The organism is Pseudomonas sp. MS646, assembly GCF_036693845.1.
GTDB lineage: Bacteria > Pseudomonadota > Gammaproteobacteria > Pseudomonadales > Pseudomonadaceae > Aquipseudomonas > Aquipseudomonas chlororaphis_E.
The window spans coordinates 1,939,816-1,959,552 of sequence record NZ_CP144763.1; the positions used below are offsets into that span (position 1 = coordinate 1,939,816).

At 66.3% G+C, this 19,737-nt stretch carries 7 protein-coding genes; 5 read left to right on the plus strand and 2 right to left on the minus strand.

Translation table 11 applies throughout. The features are described from left to right. Positions 1-10: 10 nt before the first annotated feature. On the minus strand, positions 11-1,801 hold the full coding sequence (locus tag V3H56_RS08645; protein WP_338474461.1) for an acyclic terpene utilization AtuA family protein: 1,791 nt from the start codon (positions 1,799-1,801) through the stop codon (positions 11-13). 177 nt (positions 1,802-1,978) lie between these two features. Here V3H56_RS08645 and V3H56_RS08650 point away from each other — a divergent pair, with 177 nt between their 5' ends. The 3 genes from V3H56_RS08650 to V3H56_RS08660 all read left to right on the plus strand — a co-directional run bounded on the left by V3H56_RS08650 (position 1,979) and on the right by V3H56_RS08660 (position 4,580). Next, entirely contained in the window at positions 1,979-2,605 is a 627-nt protein-coding gene (locus V3H56_RS08650) for a TetR/AcrR family transcriptional regulator (protein ID WP_042730200.1), read from the plus strand. Between the two features lie 114 nt (positions 2,606-2,719). Then, entirely contained in the window at positions 2,720-3,496 is a 777-nt protein-coding gene (locus V3H56_RS08655; RefSeq protein WP_047739505.1) for a transporter substrate-binding domain-containing protein, read from the plus strand. Between the two features lie 70 nt (positions 3,497-3,566). After that, positions 3,567-4,580 carry a GNAT family N-acetyltransferase gene (locus tag V3H56_RS08660; RefSeq protein WP_042730201.1) on the plus strand — a complete coding sequence of 338 codons (1,014 nt, stop codon included), beginning with the start codon at positions 3,567-3,569 and terminating at the stop codon, positions 4,578-4,580. A gap of 69 nt (positions 4,581-4,649) precedes the next feature. On the opposite strand, the gene V3H56_RS08665 is transcribed toward V3H56_RS08660, so the two are convergent. Next, positions 4,650-5,198: an RNA polymerase factor sigma-70 gene (locus tag V3H56_RS08665; protein WP_042730202.1), complete on the minus strand. Its 549-nt coding sequence runs from the start codon at positions 5,196-5,198 to the stop codon at positions 4,650-4,652. A gap of 292 nt (positions 5,199-5,490) precedes the next feature. Between V3H56_RS08665 and V3H56_RS08670 the strand changes: the two genes are divergently transcribed. Then, the gene (locus V3H56_RS08670; protein ID WP_338474462.1) at positions 5,491-18,477 is read left to right on the plus strand and encodes a non-ribosomal peptide synthetase; all 12,987 of its coding nucleotides are present in this window, start codon (positions 5,491-5,493) and stop codon (positions 18,475-18,477) included. A gap of 193 nt (positions 18,478-18,670) precedes the next feature. After that, positions 18,671-19,477, plus strand: coding sequence for an alpha/beta fold hydrolase (locus V3H56_RS08675; protein WP_338474463.1), 807 nt, complete (start codon positions 18,671-18,673; stop codon positions 19,475-19,477). Positions 19,478-19,737 lie beyond the last annotated feature (260 nt).

Consider the following 19,737-nt stretch of genomic DNA (forward strand, 5'->3'; position numbering starts at 1 on the left):
TGCGAACGCGCTAGTCGAGTTGATCGGCGATGCTTTGCGGCACCGGTATCTGGATATCGAGCAACTGCTGGGCCAGCGCCTTGCCCTGGGGGTCGCCGCGCAGGCTGGCGGCGCCACCGCCGCCCAGGGCGTTTTCCAGCAGGAAGTTCAGGCTATGGGTGCCCGGCAGGTACCAGCGTTCGACGCGGCCCAGCAACGGGTCAAGGACGTGACTCATCCAGTCGACCACCACTTCCGGCGTCAGGGCTTCGGCGATCCACGGCAGGTATTCGGGCGCACGCGCGATCACGCCGATATTGACGTGGTTGCCCTTGTCGCCGGAGCGCGCCACCGCCAGCTTGACCAGCGGCACGCTGGCATCGGCCCGACCCTGGGGTTTGGGCACGTCTGCGGCGAGCGGCAGGTCGCCGGTTTGCAAGGTGTCGAGAGGGGGCAGGGGGCACGGGTGGCGTTGCCCCTGGCATTCAATCGCGAGCGTGCAGTGGGCTTTGTCGATCAGGAACGAAAACAGGCGGATCAACGGCGACACGGTCGGCCTGCCACCCACCATGCCGGTCAGCCCGGGTGCCATGCCGGTGGCGGCCTGGGCGATTTCCCGGGAAAACAGCACCAGCGCTTGCCTGTCCGGGTGCCGAACCGCCAGTTTGAGCACCACTTCACGGGTGTCCTGGCGCCGGCGGTGCTGACCGTAAGTGGCTTCGCTGCCCAACAACTCGACGTTCACCTCGCGGTAGGGCGCCCAGCCGCGCTGGCTGAACATCTGCGAGGTCCTGGCGATAATTGCCTGGCCGACCCGTTCAGCCTTTGCCACCGCATCGATACCGGCGATCAGGCAGGTGGCGGTGCAGCGGTAGCCGTCCAGCCCGGTGGCGCAGACCTTGTACTGGTCGCTGGGCGGCAGGCCCCGGGCGCCATGGACGCGTACCGCATGCTTGCCTTGCTGGATCAGCCGGACCTGGCTGAAATCGCAGATCACGTCGGGCAGCAGGTAGCCTTGCGGGTCGCCGATCTCGTACAGCAATTGCTCGCCGACTATCAGTGGCGTGATCAGCCCGCCGGTGCCGGGGGCCTTGGTGACGATGAACTGGCCATCGGCGCTGACGTCGACGATGGGAAAGCCGATGTGCTCGTAGTCCGGCACCTCCCGCCAGTCGGTGAAGTTCCCGCCGGTGCATTGTGCCCCGCACTCGATGAGGTGGCCCGCCAGCGCGGCCTGGGCCAGTTTGTCGTAGTCGTCCCAGGCCCAGCCGAATTCATGCACGAGAGGGGCACTGACCACGGCGCTGTCCACCACCCGCCCGGTGATCACGATGTCCGCGCCCAGGCGCAAGGCTTCGACGATGCCCGGCGAGCCGAGGTAGGCGTTGCTGGACACGCACGCGGGCGGCAGGGGCTCGCCGCTGAACATCTCGCGCAGGCCCTGGCCGGCGAGCCGATCCCATTGCCCTTGCAAGTCATCGCCCAGCAGCACGGCGATCTTCAACGGCACGCCCGCCTGGTCACACGCCGCTTGCAGCGCCTCGGCGCAGGCCTGGGGATTGACTCCGCCGGCGTTGCTGATCACGCGGATCCGCTCGGCGTGCAAGCGCGGGAGCAGTGGCGTGAGCACCTCGATGAAGTCCGTGGCATAGCCGGCCTGGGGATCCTTCAGGCGCGCCCCGGCCAGGATCGACATCGTGACTTCCGCCAGGTAGTCGAACACCAGGTAGTCCAGCGCGCCTCCTTCGACCAGTTGTGCGGCGGCGCTGCAGGTATCGCCCCAGAAGGCGCTGGCGCAACCGATGCGGATCGTTCCTGGCATGAGATTCCCTCCGGCAAGCGTGGTCCGAGACTACCAAGCAAGCGCTTGGTCTGTAAACGGCTGCGGGTTTTCCACCCGAGCGCTTGCTTGGTGGCCTGGGTCGGCTTAAATTGCCCGCGCAGCTCTGTTGATTGGGACGCGGCCGCGCATAGGTTGATCGACTGTAGGAGAGAATGGGTGGACGAGCAAAAAGCCCTGGATGTGATGCACGAGCTGGTCGACAACGGGCAGCTGACCGACCCGCAGAGCGCGCGTGGCAAACTGCTCCAGAGCGCTGCCCATCTGTTTCGCAACAAGGGCTTCGAACGCACCACCGTGCGCGACCTGGCGAGCGCCGTGGGCATCCAGTCGGGCAGCATCTTTCACCATTTCAAGAGCAAGGACGAGATCCTGCGGGCGGTGATGGAGGAAACCGTGCGCTACAACACGGCGTTGATGCGGGCCGCGCTGGCCGAGGCGAGTGGCGTGCGCGAACGGGTACTGGCGCTGATCCGCTGTGAATTGCAGTCGATCATGGGCGGCACCGGCGAGGCGATGGCCGTGTTGGTCTACGAATGGCGCTCGCTGTCCCAGGACGGGCAACGGCAGGTGCTGGCCCTGCGCGACATTTATGAAGACTTGTGGCTCGAGGTTCTGGGCCAGGCCAAGGCGGCCGGGTATATTCGCGGAGACGTGTTCATTACCCGACGTTTCCTCACCGGCGCATTGTCCTGGACCACCACCTGGTTTCGCGCCGAAGGCAACTTGAGTCTCGATGAGCTGGCCGAGCAAGCCCTGATCCTGGTGCTTGAAGAAAAACAATAATCAAACGGTGCTTTAAATCGCCATAGGGCTGGCTAAGCGGCTGAAACCGCCTAGCTTGATTGTATTGACGGGTACTTTTGGGGAGTGGGGATCTTGACGTTTTCGCCGATGGGGATGACTTCCCGTGTGCTGCTGGCTGCCCTGGCCGCTTTCCTGGCGTTGCCGGCCTCGGCGGCGCAATTGGTCCGAATCGGTGCCGCGCATTTTCCACCCTACACCGTTCGTCCCGAGAACGGTGCCGACACGGGCCTGCTGCCGCAGATGGTGGAGGCCTTGAATCAATCGCAGGCAACCTACCAGTTCGTCCTGGTCCCGACCTCCATACCTCGCCGCTTCAACGACTTCAAGCAGGGCCGGGTCGACATGGCGATTTTCGAGAACCCCGACTGGGGCTGGCAGGATGTGCCGCATACGGCTGTCGACATGGGGCTGGAGGACGCCGAGGTGTTCGTCGCCCAGCGCCAGCCGGACCGCCAGCAGAATTATTTCGCCGACCTGAGGGGCAAGCGCCTGGCGCTGTTCAGCGGTTACCACTACGCCTTTGCCGAATTCAACGCCGACCCCAAGTTCCTCGCCGGCCAGTACAACGCCACCCTGACGTACTCCCACGACAGCAACCTGCTGATGGTCTTGCGCGGGCGCGCCGACATCGCCTTGGTGACTCGCTCGTACCTCAACGATTATGTGCTGCGCAATCCTGAGGTCGGCCCGCAATTGCTGGTGTCCGAGCGTATCGATCAGGTCTACCACCATTACGCCCTGATCCGGCCCCAGGCACCCATTACCAGCGAGGCGTTTGCGCAACTGTTGCAGACGCTGCGGGACAACGGCCAGCTGTTGAAGATCTTCAAGCCGTACCAGATCGAGCTGGTGCCCACGCACGCCCACTGAGCGGGCCCTAAATTTCCCGGCGCGGCTCACGTCCCTCGTTGACTACCGACGACTACGCGAGCCCCTTTCCATGTCCAATCTCAACCAGCCCATGGCGTTGCCCCTGCCCGGCGGGCGCCGTCTCGGCGCCGATGAAACCGAACGCCACCTGAGCCTGATGCTTGAAGGCGCGCCGCTGATCCGGCTGCGCCTGGAGCGCGGGCCCGAGTTGCATGTCCACTTGCAGGAGGTCCACGACCGTCCCGTGGGCCCGGCGCTCTGGGCGGCCTGCTACTGGTTGTTTGCCCGTGACCCGGACTGTCGACGCCTGGTCTGGCACCTTCAGGAGCGCCCCGGCGAAGCCTTGCTCAGTGGCCTGTTGACCAGCGCCGGGCGTCCCGGCGAATACGTCTGCGAGCGCACGATGTTCTGGCAGTTGCCGCAACCCTGGCTGGGGGAGTCGTTCAATGGCAGTTACCCGCAGCAGATGATCATCACCGATGGCCGGCGTCATCCGCGCCGGCCGGTCAAGCCGCGTGGCGAGGTGTACCGGCGCTTCGACGCGCGGCTGGGCGCCTGGGTATCACTGCGTACCCTGGAGATCGAGCAGGACCTGGAGCGTTTCAACCGCTGGCAGAACAGCCCGCGGGTGGCGAGCTTCTGGCAGGAGGAGGGCACCCTGGCGCAGCATCGCGAGTACCTGGACACGCTGGCGGACGATCCCCGTGTGCTGACCCTGATCGGCTGTTTCGATGACCAGCCGTTCGCCTATTTCGAAGCCTACTGGGCCAAGGAAGACCGTATTGCGCCGTTCTATGAGGCCGGGCACTACGATCGCGGCATCCACATGCTGGTGGGCGAGGAACAGCACCGCGGGCCGCACAAGGTGGCGAGCTGGTTGTCGGCGCTGGTGCATTACCTGTTCCTCGACGACCCGCGCACCCAGCGCGTGGTGGCCGAACCCCGGGCTGACAACGCGCGGATGATCGGGCACCTGCACAACCAGTGTTTCCACTGTGAAAAGGAATTCGACTTCCCCCACAAGCGCGCCGCGCTGATGATCCTGGGGCGGGAGCGGTTTTTTGACCGTTGCTCACTGATGTAGGGCAGGGCGTGCGGCGGACACCTGTGCAAGCGAGTCCGCCCGCGAAGGAGCTATCCGATGGCCCGGCGCTTATCGCCGGGCGAAGGTGTCCCCGCGTACCCCGGACACCTTGCGGCAATGCACCAGGGCGTCGCGGATCATGAAGTTCACCAGGGTCGGCGAGACGCCCAGTTCCTTGGCAATGTCTTTCTGTGGCACGCCGTGCAGGCGGTACATCTCGAAGGCATAGCGGGTTCGGCTGGGCAATTCGGTGAGCGCATCGGCGATGTGCTCCAGCGTGGAGAAGTTGATGTGGGAGGTTTCCGGCGACGCACCCTGGATCACCACGTTCAAGCCTTCCTCTTCCGGCCCCGCGTATTTCTGCTCCAACGCCTGCTTGCGGTAGTGGTCGATCGCCAGGTTGCGCACGATCTGGAACAGGTAGCTGAGCTGTGCCTTGAACGACGAGGTGATCTGCGGTGCCGATTGCAGTCGGAAGAACGCGTCCTGCACCACATCTTCCGCGCGGGACCGGCACCCGGTGATACGCGCGGCAATCTTGACCAGGATCAAGCGATTATCGACGAACGCCTGAAGTAACGGTGACTCACACCTGCTTGTGGATACTTGTTCCGTCATGGAATTCACCTTGCTGCAAAAAGTTAGCAGGACGACTGATCTGTCCGACCTGTCCTACGCATCGAGCGCCAAATTAGGCTTAATGATAATGATTGTCAATTGAGAAAAAGAATTATTGCAGCGTGTAAGTCCAGCGCCTGAAGCGCGACCCATTGCCGCAGTCGGATCACACCCCTGACAGGGTTGGCGCACGCGATCGCCGACTAATTCTTTGCCCGTGGCATCCGTTCCCTTGGTTGGATGGAAGAACACCCGATACCACTTGCAAGCCGAATTTCAGGCAGGAAACCTCATGACCGACGCGTTCGAACTCCCCAGCACCCTGGCCCATGCCCTCCAGCGCCGCGCCGCGTTGACGCCGGACCGGGTGGCCCTGCGCTTCCTTGCCGATACCCCGGAGCAGGGTGTGGTGTTGAGTTACCGCGACCTGGATGTGCGTGCCCGAACCATCGCCGCCGCACTGCAGGCCGAAGCGGCGTTCGGCGAACGTGCGGTGCTGTTGTTCCCCAGCGGCCCGGATTACGTCGCGGCGTTCTTTGGGTGCCTGTACGCCGGCGTGATCGCGGTGCCGGCCTATCCACCGGAGTCCGCGCGCCGTCATCACCAGGAGCGCCTGCTGTCGATCATCGCCGACGCCGAGCCGCGCCTGTTGCTCACCAGCAGCGATTTGCGCGAGCCCTTGCAAGCCCTCGAATCGGCGCCGCCGGTGCTGTGCGTCGATACGTTGCAGCCCAGGCTCGCCGAGCAATGGCTGCCACCCACGTTGCAGGACGATGACATCGCTTTCCTGCAATACACCTCCGGCTCCACCGCCTTGCCCAAGGGCGTGCAGGTCAGCCACGGCAACCTGGTGGCCAACGAGCTGTTGATCCGCCAGGGTTTCGGCATCGACCTGAACCCCGATGACGTCATCGTCAGCTGGCTGCCGCTGTACCACGACATGGGCCTGATTGGTGGGCTGTTGCAGCCGGTTTTCAGCGGTGTGCCGTGCGTACTGATGTCGCCTGGCTACTTCCTGGCCCGGCCCCTGCGCTGGCTCGAAGCGATCAGCGAGTACGGTGGCACCATCAGCGGTGGCCCGGACTTCGCCTACCGGCTGTGCAGCGAGCGGGTCAGTGAGGCGGCCCTGGAGCGTCTCGACCTGAGCGGTTGGCGCGTGGCCTATTCGGGGTCCGAGCCGATTCGCCTCGATACACTGCAACGCTTCGCTGAAAAGTTCGCCCCGTGCGGCTTCACCGAGGCCAGTTTCATGGCCTCCTATGGTTTGGCGGAAGCCACCCTGTTCGTGGCCGGCACGCCGCGTCGCCAAGGCATTCCTTCGCTACGGGTGGACGACGCGGCACTGGCGCTCAACCGTGTCGAGCCGGGGCAGGGCAGTGCGGTGATGAGTTGCGGTGTCAGCCAGCCGGGCCATGCCGTGCTGATCGTCGAACCCACCACGTTACAGGTGCGCGAAGACAACCAGGTCGGCGAAGTCTGGGCCGCCGGGCCCAGCATCGCCCACGGCTACTGGCGCAATCGCGAAGCCAGCGCCCAGACGTTCGTCCAGCACGCCGGTCGCACCTGGCTGCGCACCGGCGACCTGGGCTTCCTGCGCGGCGGCGAGCTGTTCATCACCGGCCGCCTGAAGGACTTGCTCATCGTGCGCGGGCACAACCTGTATCCCCAGGACATCGAGCAAGCCGTCGAGCGCGAGGTCGAGGCGGTGCGCAAGGGCCGGGTGGCAGCGTTCGCGGTCGATGACCACGGTGAGGAAGGCATTGGCATTGCCGTGGAAATCAGCCGCAGCGTGCAGAAACTCCTGGCGCCCGACACCTTGATCAAGGCCATTCGCCAAGCCGTGGCCGAGGCCTGCCAGCAAGCCCCGAGCGTGGTGGCGCTGCTCAACCCCGGCGCCTTGCCCAAGACGTCCAGCGGCAAGTTGCAGCGCTCGGCCTGCCGTGCCCGGTTGGCGGACGGCAGCCTCGACAGCTATGCGCGGTTTCCGTCGCAGGCCACGGAGGCGGTCGCCGAGGCCGGGCCGTCAACGTCCCTGCAAACGCTGATCGGCCAGCTCTGGTGCGAGCAGTTGCAGGTCGAACAGGTCCAGGCTGACGATCATTTCTTCCTGCTGGGCGGCAACTCCATCGCCGCGACCCAGGTGATTGCACGGTTGGGTGAAGCCCTGGGAATGGCGCTGAACCTGCGGTTGCTGTTCGAGGCCCCGACCCTGGCCGCCTTCACCGCCGCGGTGGCCAGCCTGCCCTCGGCCAATGGTCGGGCCCAGGACCCCATCGGCACCTTGGCGCGCCACCACGCGCTGCCGCAGTCCCTGGCGCAGAACCGTTTGTGGATCACCTGGCAGCTTGATCCCGCGAGCAGCGCCTACAACATTCCCGGCGCCTTGCACCTGCGCGGTGAGCTGGATGAAGACGCCGTGCGTGGCAGCTTCCAGCACCTGATCGAGCGCCACGAATCCTTGCGCACGCGGTTCCTGGAACGTGACGGCGTCGCCCTGCAACAGATTGATCCGGCGGTGGAGTTCAACGTGCCGGTATTCGACCTGCGCGACCTGCCGAGGGACGCGCGCGACGCCCGCGCACGCCAGATCCGGGAGGAAGAAGCCAGCACCCCGTTCGACTTGGAAAAGGGCCCGTTGCTGCGGGTCCGCCTGGTGCGTCTGGACGACGAGGACCACCACCTGCTGGTGACGCTGCACCACATCATCGCCGACGGCTGGTCGATGAACATCCTGGTCGATGAGTTCTCGCGGCTGTACGCGGCGGCCTGCCAGGGGCAGGTTGCCGCGTTGGCGCCGCTGCCGTTGCAGTACGCCGACTACGGCAACTGGCAGCGCCAGTGGCTCGCCGAGGGCGAGGCCGAACGCCAATTGACCTACTGGCGGCAGCAACTGGGCGATGAGCACCCGACTCTTGCGCTGAGCACGGATCATCCCCGCCGCGCCCACTCTCGGCGCAGTGCCGCGCGGCATGGCTTGCGCCTGGAAAAGGCCCTGAGCGACGCAGTGCGGCAAACGGCCCTGGCCCACGACGCGACGCCATTCATGTTGTTGCTGGCGGTTTTCCAGGTCCTGCTGCAGCGTTACACCGGCCAGGCCGACATCCGCATCGGCGTGCCCAATGCCAACCGGCCACGCCTGGAAACCCAGGGTCTGATCGGCTTCTTCATCAACACCCAGGTGCTGCGCGGACAGGTGGATTCGCGGCAGCCGTTCGCCGCGTTGCTGGGCCAGGCGCGGGAGGCCACCCTGGGCGCCCAGGCCCACCAGGACCTGCCGTTCGAGCAATTGCTGGAAGCGTTTCCCCAGGCTCGGGAGCAGGGTCTGTTCCAGGTGATGTTCAACCATCAGCAACGCGACCTGGGCGCCTTGCGTCGCCTGCCGGGGCTGCTGGCCGATGAGTTGCCGTGGCACAGTCGCGAAGCCAAGTTCGACCTGCAATTGCACAGCGAAGAGGATCGCCACGGCCGGCTGACCCTGTCGTTCGACTACGCCGACGAACTGTTCGAGGCCTCGACCATCGCTCGCCTGGCCGAGCATTACGGCAACCTGTTGCGCGCGGTCTGTGCCGATGCGCAACAAGCCATCGGCGAACTGCCGTTGCTCGGCGCCGATGAATACGCCCAGCAACGGCAGTGGAGCGCGGCGCCGTGCGCGCCGGCCAGCCAGTGGTTGCCGGAGCTGTTGAACGAACAGGCCCGGCGCACGCCGCGGCACACAGCGTTGCTGTGGGACGGCGGTCGCCTGGACTACGCCGAGTTGCACACCCAGGCCAATCGACTGGCGCACTACCTGCGCGACAAAGGCGTTGGCCCGGATGTCTGCGTGGCGATTGCCGCCGAGCGTTCGCCGCAGTTGCTCGTCGGCGTGCTGGCGATCATCAAGGCCGGCGGTGCCTATGTGCCGCTGGATGCCGATTACCCGGCCGAGCGCCTGGCCTACATGCTTGAGGACAGTGGTGTCGAACTGCTGCTGACCCAGAGCGCCTTGCTCGATCGTTTGCCCGCCTGCGCGGGCGTCAGCGTCATCGCCCTGGACGCCCTGCACCTGGAGCAATGGCCGAGCAACCCACCGGGCCTGTACCTGCATGGCGATCACCTGGCCTACGTGATCTACACCTCCGGCTCCACCGGCCAGCCCAAGGGCGTGGGCAACACTCACGCGGCCCTGGCGGAGCGCCTGCAATGGATGCAGGCCACCTATGGGCTGGATGAAACCGACGTGCTGATGCAAAAAGCGCCGATCAGCTTCGACGTGTCGGTGTGGGAATGCTTCTGGCCGCTGCTCACCGGCAGCCAACTGGTGCTTGCCGGCCCGGGGGAACACCGCGACCCGCACCGCATCGCCCAACTGGTGCAACGGTTTGGCGTGACCACGCTGCACTTCGTGCCGCCGCTGCTCAGCCTGTTCATCGACGAACCGCTGAGCGCCCGTTGCACCAGCCTGCGTCGCGTCTTTTGCGGTGGCGAAGCCTTGTCGGCCGAGCTGCGCAACCGGGTGCTGGCGCACCTGCCGGCTGCGCAATTGCACAATCGCTACGGCCCGACCGAAACAGCCATCAACGTCACCCACTGGCACTGCACCGAGGCCGATGGCGAGCACTCGCCGATCGGTCGGCCGCTGGGCAACGTGCTGTGCCGCATTCTCGATGACGAACTCAATCCCGTGCCGGCCGGTGTGCCGGGCGAATTGTGCATCGGTGGCCTGGGATTGGCCCGTGGTTACCTTGCCCGTCCCGGCCTGAGCGCCGAGCGCTTTGTCGCCGACCCGCTGGGCGAGGCGGGCACGCGGCTATACCGCACCGGCGACCGGGCGCGCTGGAACGCCGAGGGCGTGATCGAGTACCTGGGGCGCCTCGACCAACAGGTCAAGCTACGAGGCTTTCGCGTCGAGCCCCAGGAAGTCGAAGCGCGGCTGTTGGCCCAGGCCGGTGTCGCCCAGGCTGCGGTGTTGGTGCGGGATACGTCGGCGGGCCCGCAACTGATCGGCTACTACACCGCCCCCGATGTCACCGAAGACCAGGATGCCATCCACGCCCGGCTCAAGGCCGCGCTGGCCGCCGAGTTGCCGGACTACATGGTACCGGCCCAACTGCTGCGCCTGGACGCCATGCCCCTGGGCCCGAGCGGCAAGCTCGACCGGCGCGCCTTGCCCGAGCCGCACTGGCAGGTGCGCGAACACGTCGAGCCGACCAGCGCCCTCGAACAGCAGATCGCCGGAATCTGGCGCGACGTCCTGGGGCTTGCACGGATTGGCCTGCGGGATGATTTCTTTGCCTTGGGCGGCCATTCGCTGCTGGCGACCCAGATCATCTCCCGCACCCGCCAGGCCTGCGACGTCGAGCTGCCGTTGCGGGCCTTGTTCGAGGCCAGCGAGTTGGGCGCCTTCGCCGAACAGGTGCGCTTGATCCAGGCCAGCGGCCAGACCAACCGCCAGCCCCCCATCGAGCAGGTCGACCGCGGCCAACCGGTGCCGCTGTCCTATTCCCAGCAACGCATGTGGTTCCTCTGGCAGATGGAGCCGGACAGCCCGGCCTACAACGTCGGCGGCATGGCGCGCCTGCGCGGGGTGCTCGACGTCGGGCGCTTCGAGGCGGCGTTGCAGGCGTTGATCCTGCGCCACGAAACCTTGCGCACCACCTTCCCGAGCATCGACGGGGTTGCCCGGCAACAGGTGCACGCCGAGACAGGCCTGCGCATGGACTGGAAGGACTTCTCGACCCTGGCCGCCGACGTCCGTGAGCAACGCGTGCAGCAGTTGGCGGACAGCGAGGCCCACCGGCCCTTCGACCTGGAAACCGGGCCATTGCTGCGCGCCTGCCTGGTCAAGACCGGCGAGCGTGAACATTACCTGGTGCTGACCCTGCACCACATCGTCACCGAAGGCTGGGCGATGGACATTTTCGCCCGCGAATTGAGCGCCTTGTACGAAGCGTTTGTCGATGACCGCGAGTCGCCCCTGGAGCCCTTGCCGGTGCAGTACCTGGACTACAGCGTCTGGCAGCGCCAGTGGCTGGAGTCCGGCGAGCGGCAACGCCAACTGGACTACTGGACCGCGCAACTGGGCGACGAACACCCGCTGCTGGAGTTGCCCGGCGATCGTCCGCGCCCGCCAGTGCAAAGCCATCGCGGCGAGCTGTTTCGTTTCGACCTCAGCGATGACCTGGCGGCGCGGGTGCGTGCCTTCAATGCCGAACACGGCCTGACCCTGTTCATGACCATGACCGCCGCCCTCGCGGTGCTGCTCTATCGCTACAGCGGCCAGACCGACTTGCGCATCGGCGCGCCGGTGGCCAACCGCATTCGCCCAGAAAGCGAAGGGCTGATCGGCGCATTCCTCAACACCCAGGTGCTGCGCTGCCAACTCGACGGGCAGATGACCGTGAGCGAGTTGTTCGAACAGGTGCGGCACACGGTGATCGAAGGCCAGTCTCACCAGGACTTGCCGTTCGATCACTTGGTCGAAGCCCTGCAACCGCCACGCAGCGCCGCCTACAACCCGCTGTTCCAGGTGATGTGCAACGTGCAGCGCTGGGAATTCCAGCAGCGCCGCACGTTGGCCGGGATGAGCGTCGAATACCTGGCCAACGACGCCCGGGCCACCAAGTTCGACCTCAACCTGGAGGTCACCGACCTCGATCATCGCCTGGGTTGCTGCCTGACCTACAGCACCGACCTGTTCGACGAGCCGCGCATCGCCCGCATGGCCGGGCACTGGCGCAATCTGCTGGAGGCGCTGCTGGCCGACCCGGCCCGGTGCCTGGGTGAACTGCCGCTGCTGGCCGCCGAGGAACAGCAACAGTTGCTCGACAGCCTCGGGGTCGAACCCGGTGAGCATCGTCTGGACCAGTGCCTCCACGGGTTGTTCGACAAACAGGTCCAGGCCCGGCCCGAAGCGCCGGCCCTGACCTTCGCCGAGCAGACCCTGAGCTACGGCGAGCTGGACCGCCGCGTCAATCGCCTGGCCTGGGTGCTGCGCGAGCGCGGCGTCGGGCCGCAGGTGCGGGTGGGCCTGGCGCTGGAGCGTTCGCTGGAGATGGTCATCGGCCTGTTGGCGATCCTCAAGGCGGGCGGCGCCTACGTGCCGCTGGATCCGGAGTATCCGCTGGACCGCTTGCACTACATGATCGCGGACAGCGGCGTCGGCTTGCTGCTCAGTGACCGGGCCCTGTTCCAGGCCCTCGGTCCGTTGCCCGACGGCGTGGCGTGCTGGTGCCTGGAAGACGACAGCCCGGCGCTGGCGCAATACCCGGACCAGGCGCCGCCGTCGAACACCTTGCCGCAGCACCCGGCCTACCTGATCTACACCTCCGGTTCCACCGGCCAGCCCAAGGGCGTGGTGGTGTCCCACGGGGAAATCGCCATGCACTGCCAGGCCGTGATCCAACGCTTCGGCATGCGCCCGGACGATTGCGAGCTGCATTTCTATTCGATCAACTTCGACGCCGCCACCGAGCGCCTGCTGGTGCCGCTGCTCAGCGGTGCCCAGGTGGTCTTGCGGGCCCAGGGGCAGTGGGACGCCGAGGGCATCTGCGGGTTGATTCGCGCGCATCGGGTCAACGTCCTCGGCTTCACCCCCAGCTATGGCAGCCAGTTGGCGCAATGGCTGGCGAGCCACGGGCAAACCCTGCCGGTGCGCATGTGCATCACCGGTGGCGAAGCGCTGACGGGGGAGCACCTGCAACGGATCCGGGCGGCATTCAGCCCGAGCCTGTTCTTCAACGCCTACGGCCCGACCGAAACCGTGGTGATGCCGTTGGCGAGCCTGGCGCCGGAGCGATTGGAGGAGGGCGTTGCGAGCGTGCCGATCGGCAGCGTGGTCGGCGCGCGGGTGGCCTACATCCTCGACGCGCACCTGGCACTGGTGCCCCAGGGCGTCACGGGCGAGTTGTATGTGGGCGGTGCGGGATTGGCCCAGGGGTATCACCAGCGTCCGGGCTTGACCGCCGAGCGCTTCGTCGCCGACCCGTTCGCCACTGCTGGCGGGCGCCTGTACCGCACCGGCGACCTGGTGCGCCAGTGCGCCGATGGCCAGGTGGAATACCTCGGGCGGATCGACCACCAGGTGAAGGTCCGGGGGTTCCGCATCGAACTGGGGGAAATCGAAACCCGCCTGCTGGAACACCCGGCGATTCGCGAAGCGGTGGTGCTCGCCCTTGACCTGCCAGGAGGCAAGCAACTGGCGGCCTATCTGGTGAGCGATATCGCCGAACAGGACGCCGGGCAACAGGCGGCATTGCGCGAAGCCTTGCGCAGCCAGCTCAAGGCACAACTGCCGGACTACATGGTGCCCACGCACTTGATCCTGCTGGCGAACATGCCACTGACCGCCAACGGCAAGCTCGACCGCCGCGCCTTGCCGGCGCCGGACCCGGAGCTCAACCGCCAGCACTATGTGGCGCCGGCCAGTGCCCTGGAGCAGACCCTGGCGACGATCTGGGGCGAGGTGCTGAACGTCGCGCAGGTCGGCCTCAACGACAACTTCTTCGAACTGGGCGGCGATTCGATCCTGTCCATCCAGGTCGTCAGTCGCGCCCGGCAGCAGGGCATTCATTTCACGCCCCGGGACTTGTTCCAGCACCAGACCGTGCAGACCCTGGCGGCCGTGGCCAGTCATGTCGAGCAGGTGCGCGCCGAGCAGGGCCTGGTGAGCGGTGAGTCGGCGCTGACGCCGATCCAGCATTGGTTCTTCGAAACGCCGATGCCGAACCGTCATCACTGGAACCAGGCGCTGTTGCTGGAACCGACCAGCGCCCTCGACCCGCAGTGCCTGGAGCAGGCGCTGCGCAGCGTAGTGGAACAGCACGATGCCTTGCGCCTGGGCTTCGACGCCACCACCGGACACTGGCGCGCCGCACACCAGCCGCTGGCCGAGGCGCGGTGGCTGGAGTCTGTCCAGGTCACGTCCCTGGAAGCCTGCGAGAGCTTGTTCGCCGAAACGCAGCGCAGTCTGGAGCTGCCCACCGGGCCGTTGCTACGCACGCTGTTGGCGCAGTTGCCCGAAGGCCGGCAACGGCTGTTGATCGTCATCCATCACCTAGTGGTTGACGGTGTGTCGTGGCGGGTGCTGATGGACGATCTGCAAACCGCCTACCGCCAGCTGGCCGCCGGCCAGGCGCCGCAGTTGCCGGCCAAGACCAGCCCGTTTCGTGACTGGGCGGCGCGCCTGCAGGCTTACGCCGGCAGCGAATCCCTGCGCGAAGAATTGGACGGCTGGCGAGAACGCTTGAGTGGCCCGGCGCAGGCGCTGCCGTGCGCGCACCCTGACGGCGGTCGCCTGGAGCGTCACGCGCAAACCGTCAGCGTGCACCTGGACCGCGAGCTGACCCGGCAACTGCTGCAACAGGCGCCGAGTGCCTACCGCACCCAGGTCAATGACCTGTTGCTCACGGCGTTGAGCCGGGTGCTGTGCCGCTGGAGCGGCCATGAGTCGGTGCTGGTCCAGCTCGAAGGGCACGGCCGCGAGGCGCTGTTCGATGACCTCGACCTGACCCGCACCGTGGGCTGGTTCACCAACGTCTACCCGCTGCGCCTGCGCCCCGAGGTCAACGATCTGGGGGCCTCGATCAAGGCCATCAAGGAACAGCTGCGCGCCGTGCCCCACAAAGGTCTCGGCCATGGCGTGCTGCGCTACCTGGCCGACGAGGCCTCGCGCGAGGCCATGGCCGTCTTGCCGCGAGCGTCGATCACCTTCAACTACCTGGGCCAGCTCGACCAGACCCTGGGCCACGACGCACTGTTCCGAGCGCTGGACGCACCCCTGGGGGCGATCCACGACGCCGACGCGCCGCTGCCCAACGAACTGAGCGTCGACAGCCAGGTCAGCGGTGGCGAGTTGGTGGTGCGCTGGACCTACAGCCGCGAACGCCACGACGAACACGCGATCGCCCACCTGGCCGAGGCCTACCTCGATGAGCTGCGGCAACTGATCGCCCATTGCCTCTCGGATGAAGCGGGCGGCCTGACGCCCTCGGATTTCCCCCTGGCGAAACTGACCCAGGGCCAGCTCGACAGCCTGCCGGTTCCCGCCGCGCAGATCGAGGATGTCTACCCGCTGACGCCGATGCAGGAAGGCATGTTGCTGCACACCTTGCTGGAACCAGGCACCGGCCTGTACTACATGCAGGACCGTTACCGCATCAACAGCGAACTCGACCCGCAGCGTTTTGCCCAGGCCTGGCAAGCGGTCATCGCCCGGCACGAAGCCCTGCGCGCCTCGTTCTGCTGGAACGTGGGCGAAGACATGCTGCAAATCATCCACAAGCCCGGTCGCACGCCGGTGGATTACCTCGATTGGAGCGAGGTGTCGCCAGACCAGCAAGAAGCCAGGCTGCAAACCTTGCTCAAGGACGAGCGCGAGGCCGGTTTCGATCTGTTGAACCAGGCGCCGTTCCACTTGCGCCTGATCCGGGTCGGCGCGGCGCGCTACTGGTTCATGATGAGCAACCACCACATCCTCATCGATGCCTGGTGCCGTTCGCTGCTGATGGACGATTTCTTCGAGCTCTACACGGCCCTCGGTGAGGGCCGCGAATCCCGGTTGGCCGTGCCGCCGCGCTACCGCGACTACATCGGTTGGTTGCAGCACCAGAGCCTGGCCGAGGCCCGGCAGTGGTGGCAGCGCAACCTGCAAGGCTTCGAGCGGACCACACCGATCCCCGCCGACCGGCCGTTCCTGCGCGAACACGCCGGTGACAGCGGCGGCATGATCGTCGGCGACTGCTACACCCGCCTCGATGCCCGGGACGGTGCGCGCCTGCGGGAACTGGCCCAGGCCCATCAACTGACGGTCAATACCTTTGCCCAGGGCGCGTGGGCCCTGGTGCTACGGCGTGTGAGCGGCGACCGCGACGTGCTGTTCGGCGTCACCGTGGCCGGGCGTCCGGTGGAACTGCCGCAGATGCAGCGCACCGTGGGCCTGTTCATCAACAGCGTCGCCTTGCGGGTGCAGATGCCCGAGGACCATCAGCCGTGCAGTGTGCGCCAGTGGCTCGGCGGCCTGCTGGACAGCAACATGCAGTTGCGTGAGTACGAATACCTGCCGTTGGTGAGCATCCAGGAGGTCAGCGAGTTGCCCAAGGGTCAGCCGCTGTTCGACAGCCTGTTCGTGTTCGAGAACGCACCGGTGGAGGTCTCGGTACTGGACCGCGCCCAGAGTCTCAATGCCACCTCGGACTCGGGCCGCACCCACACCAACTTCCCGCTGACCGCGGTTTGCTATCCGGGGGATGACCTGGGTCTGCACCTTTCCTACGACCAGCGCTACTTCAACGAATCCACCGTCCAGGGCTTGTTGGCGGAGTTCAAGCGCCTGTTGCTGGCCTTGGTGGACGGGTTCCACGGGGAGATGGCCGAGCTGCCGTTGATTGGCGCCCAGGAACGGGACTTGCTGGTGCATGGCTGCAACCGGAGCGAGCGGGCCTACCCGCTGGAACACAGCTACGTCGAACTGTTCGAAGCCCAGGTGGCGACCCATCCCCAGCGCATCGCCGTCAGTTGCCTGGACGTGACGCACACCTATGCGCAACTGAACGCCCGCAGCAATCGCCTCGGCCATGCGCTGGTGGCCGCCGGCGTCGGTCCCGACCAGCCGGTGGCGTTGCTGGCCGAGCGGGACGCGGACCTGTTGGGCATGATCATCGGCAGCTTCAAGGCCGGTGCCGGCTACCTGCCCCTGGACCCGGGCCTGCCGAGCCAGCGCCTGGGGCGAATCATCGAGCTGAGCCGCACGCCGTTGCTGGTGTGCAGCCAGGCCTGCCGCGCCCAGGCGTTGGCCCTGCTGGACGCGTTCGCCTGTTCCGGGCGGCCGAAGCTATTGGTGTGGGAAGAGGTGCAGGCCAGCGCTGCGTCGGTGCAAAACCCTGGTATCTACAGCGGGCCGGAGCACCTGGCTTACGTCATCTACACCTCCGGCTCCACCGGATTGCCCAAGGGCGTGATGGTGGAACAACGGGGCATGCTCAACAATCAGCTCAGCAAGGTGCCGTACCTGGCGTTGAGCGAAGCCGACGTGATCGCCCAGACAGCCTCCCAGAGCTTCGACATTTCGGTGTGGCAGTTCCTCGCCGGGCCGCTGTTCGGCGCCCGGGTGGACATCGTGCCCAATGCCATCGCCCATGACCCGCAAGGCTTGCTGCAACACGTGCAGCACCAGGGCATCACAGTGCTGGAAAGCGTGCCGTCGTTGATCCAGGGCATGCTCGCCCAGGAGCGCATCGGCCTGGATGGCCTGCGCTGGATGCTGCCCACCGGCGAGGCGATGCCACCGGAGCTGGCCCACCAATGGCTGTTGCGCTACCCGGCCATCGGGTTGGTGAACGCCTACGGTCCGGCGGAGTGCTCCGATGACGTGGCGTTCTTCCGCGTGGACCTGGCCTCGACCCGTGGCACCTACCTGCCGATCGGCACGCCCACCGACAACAACCGCTTGTACCTGCTCGACGGCGCGCTGGACCTGGTGCCGTTGGGCGCCGTCGGCGAGTTGTGCGTGGCTGGCACCGGGGTGGGGCGCGGGTATGTCAGCGATCCTTTGCGCACCGCGCCGGTGTTCGTGCCGAATCCGTTCGGGGCGCCGGGAGAGCGGCTGTACCGCACCGGCGACCTGGCCCGGCGGCGCCCTGACGGGGTGTTGGAGTACGTCGGGCGCATCGACCATCAGGTGAAGGTGCGCGGCTATCGCATCGAACTGGGGGAAATCGAGGCGCGTCTGCACGAACAACCCGAGCTGCGCGACGCGGCGGTGGGTGTGCAGGAAGGCGTCCATGGCAAGCATTTGGTGGGTTACCTGGTGGCCGCCGATTCGGCGCTGAGCCCCAGCGAGCGCCTGGAGCGCATCCAGCAGCGGCTGCGGGCCGAACTGCCGGAGTACATGGTGCCGCTGCACTGGCTGTGGCTCGAGCGCCTGCCGCTCAACGCCAACGGCAAGCTCGACCGCAAGGCCTTGCCGGCCCTGGAGATCGGCCAGTTGCAAAGCCAGGACTACCAGGCGGCCGGCAATGAACTGGAGCAGACCCTGGCGGACATCTGGGCCGAGGTGCTGAAGGTCGAGAGGGTGGGGGTACGCGACAACTTCTTCGAGTTGGGCGGGCATTCGCTGCTGGCGACGCAAATCGCTTCACGGGTGCAAAAGGCCCTGCAACGCGAGGTGCCGCTGCGGGCGATGTTCGAATGCAGCACGGTGCAAGCGCTGGCCCGTTACATCGAGGGGCTGGCGGCCAGTGAAATCACCGGGGAGAAGGTGGATCGGCTGAACGACTTGATGGCCGAGCTGGAGGGGCTGTAGGGCGGCGGTGGCGGTGAGGGCCTCTTCGCGAGCAAGCCCGCTCCCACACCAGGCTTGTGAACACTGAGCCCCTGTGGGAGCGGGCTTGCTCGCGAAGGCGGTCGTGCGTGATGCGCCGCAACCCGAGGTTGACGCCTCGCCTTGCACGGCCCAGTCTCTCCAGGCCTTTTTCATTCATACAAGGAGGTCGCCGATGCCTTTTGCAACCGTTGACGGACAACCGCTTCATTACCTGGATCAGGGCCATGGCCCGGTGGTGCTGCTGGGCAGCAGCTATTTGTGGGACCACACCATGTGGGCGCCGCAGATCGAGGCGTTGTCCCGGCATTACCGGGTCATCGCCATGGACCTGTGGGGCCATGGCCAATCCGGGCGGCTGCCCGAAGGCATGACCTCGCTGGACGACCTGGCTCGCCAGGCGTTGGCCTTGATGGATCACCTGCAGGTCGACGGCTTCGACCTGGTGGGGCTGTCGGTGGGCGGGATGTGGGGCGCGCGGCTGGCGCTGGCGGCGCCGACGCGGGTCAAGTCCCTGGTACTGATGGACACCTACGTGGGCGTCGAGCCGGAGCCGACCCGCCAGTACTACTTCTCGCTGTTCGACAAGATCGAAGCCAGCGGCAGCATTCCCGAACCGCTGTTGGACATCGTCGTGCCGATCTTCTTCCGCCCTGGCATCGATCCGCAGTCCTCCTTGTACCAGCAGTTTCGTGCGACCCTGGCGGCGCTGCCGACCGAGCGCCTGCGCGACAGCATCGTGCCGCTGGGCCGGATCATTTTTGGCCGGGACGACATCCTCCCGCGCCTGACTGAACTGGACGCCGGGCGCACGTTGGTGATGTGCGGCGACCAGGACAAGCCGCGCCCGCCGTCCGAAGCGCTGGAGATGGCCGAGCGGATCGGCTGCCCCCACGTGCTGATCCCGGATGCGGGGCACATCTCCAACCTGGAAAACCCGGAGTTCGTGACGCAGGTATTGCTGGAGTTCCTGCGCCGCTGACCTTGGCCTTCGCGAGCAAGCTTGCTCCCACAATTAATGGGGGATGTTCAAACAATCTGCGCCTGGCAAATATCCCTGTGGGAGCGGGCTTGCCCGCGAAGGGGCCCGCCCGGCCAGCATCACCGGCACAGACAGACCGCTATCGCGAGCAAGCTCGCTCCCACCATTAATGGGGGATGTTCACATAATCTGCGCCTGACAAAGATCCCTGTGGGAGCGGGCTTGCCCGCGAAGGGGCCCGCCCAGTCAGCATCACCGGC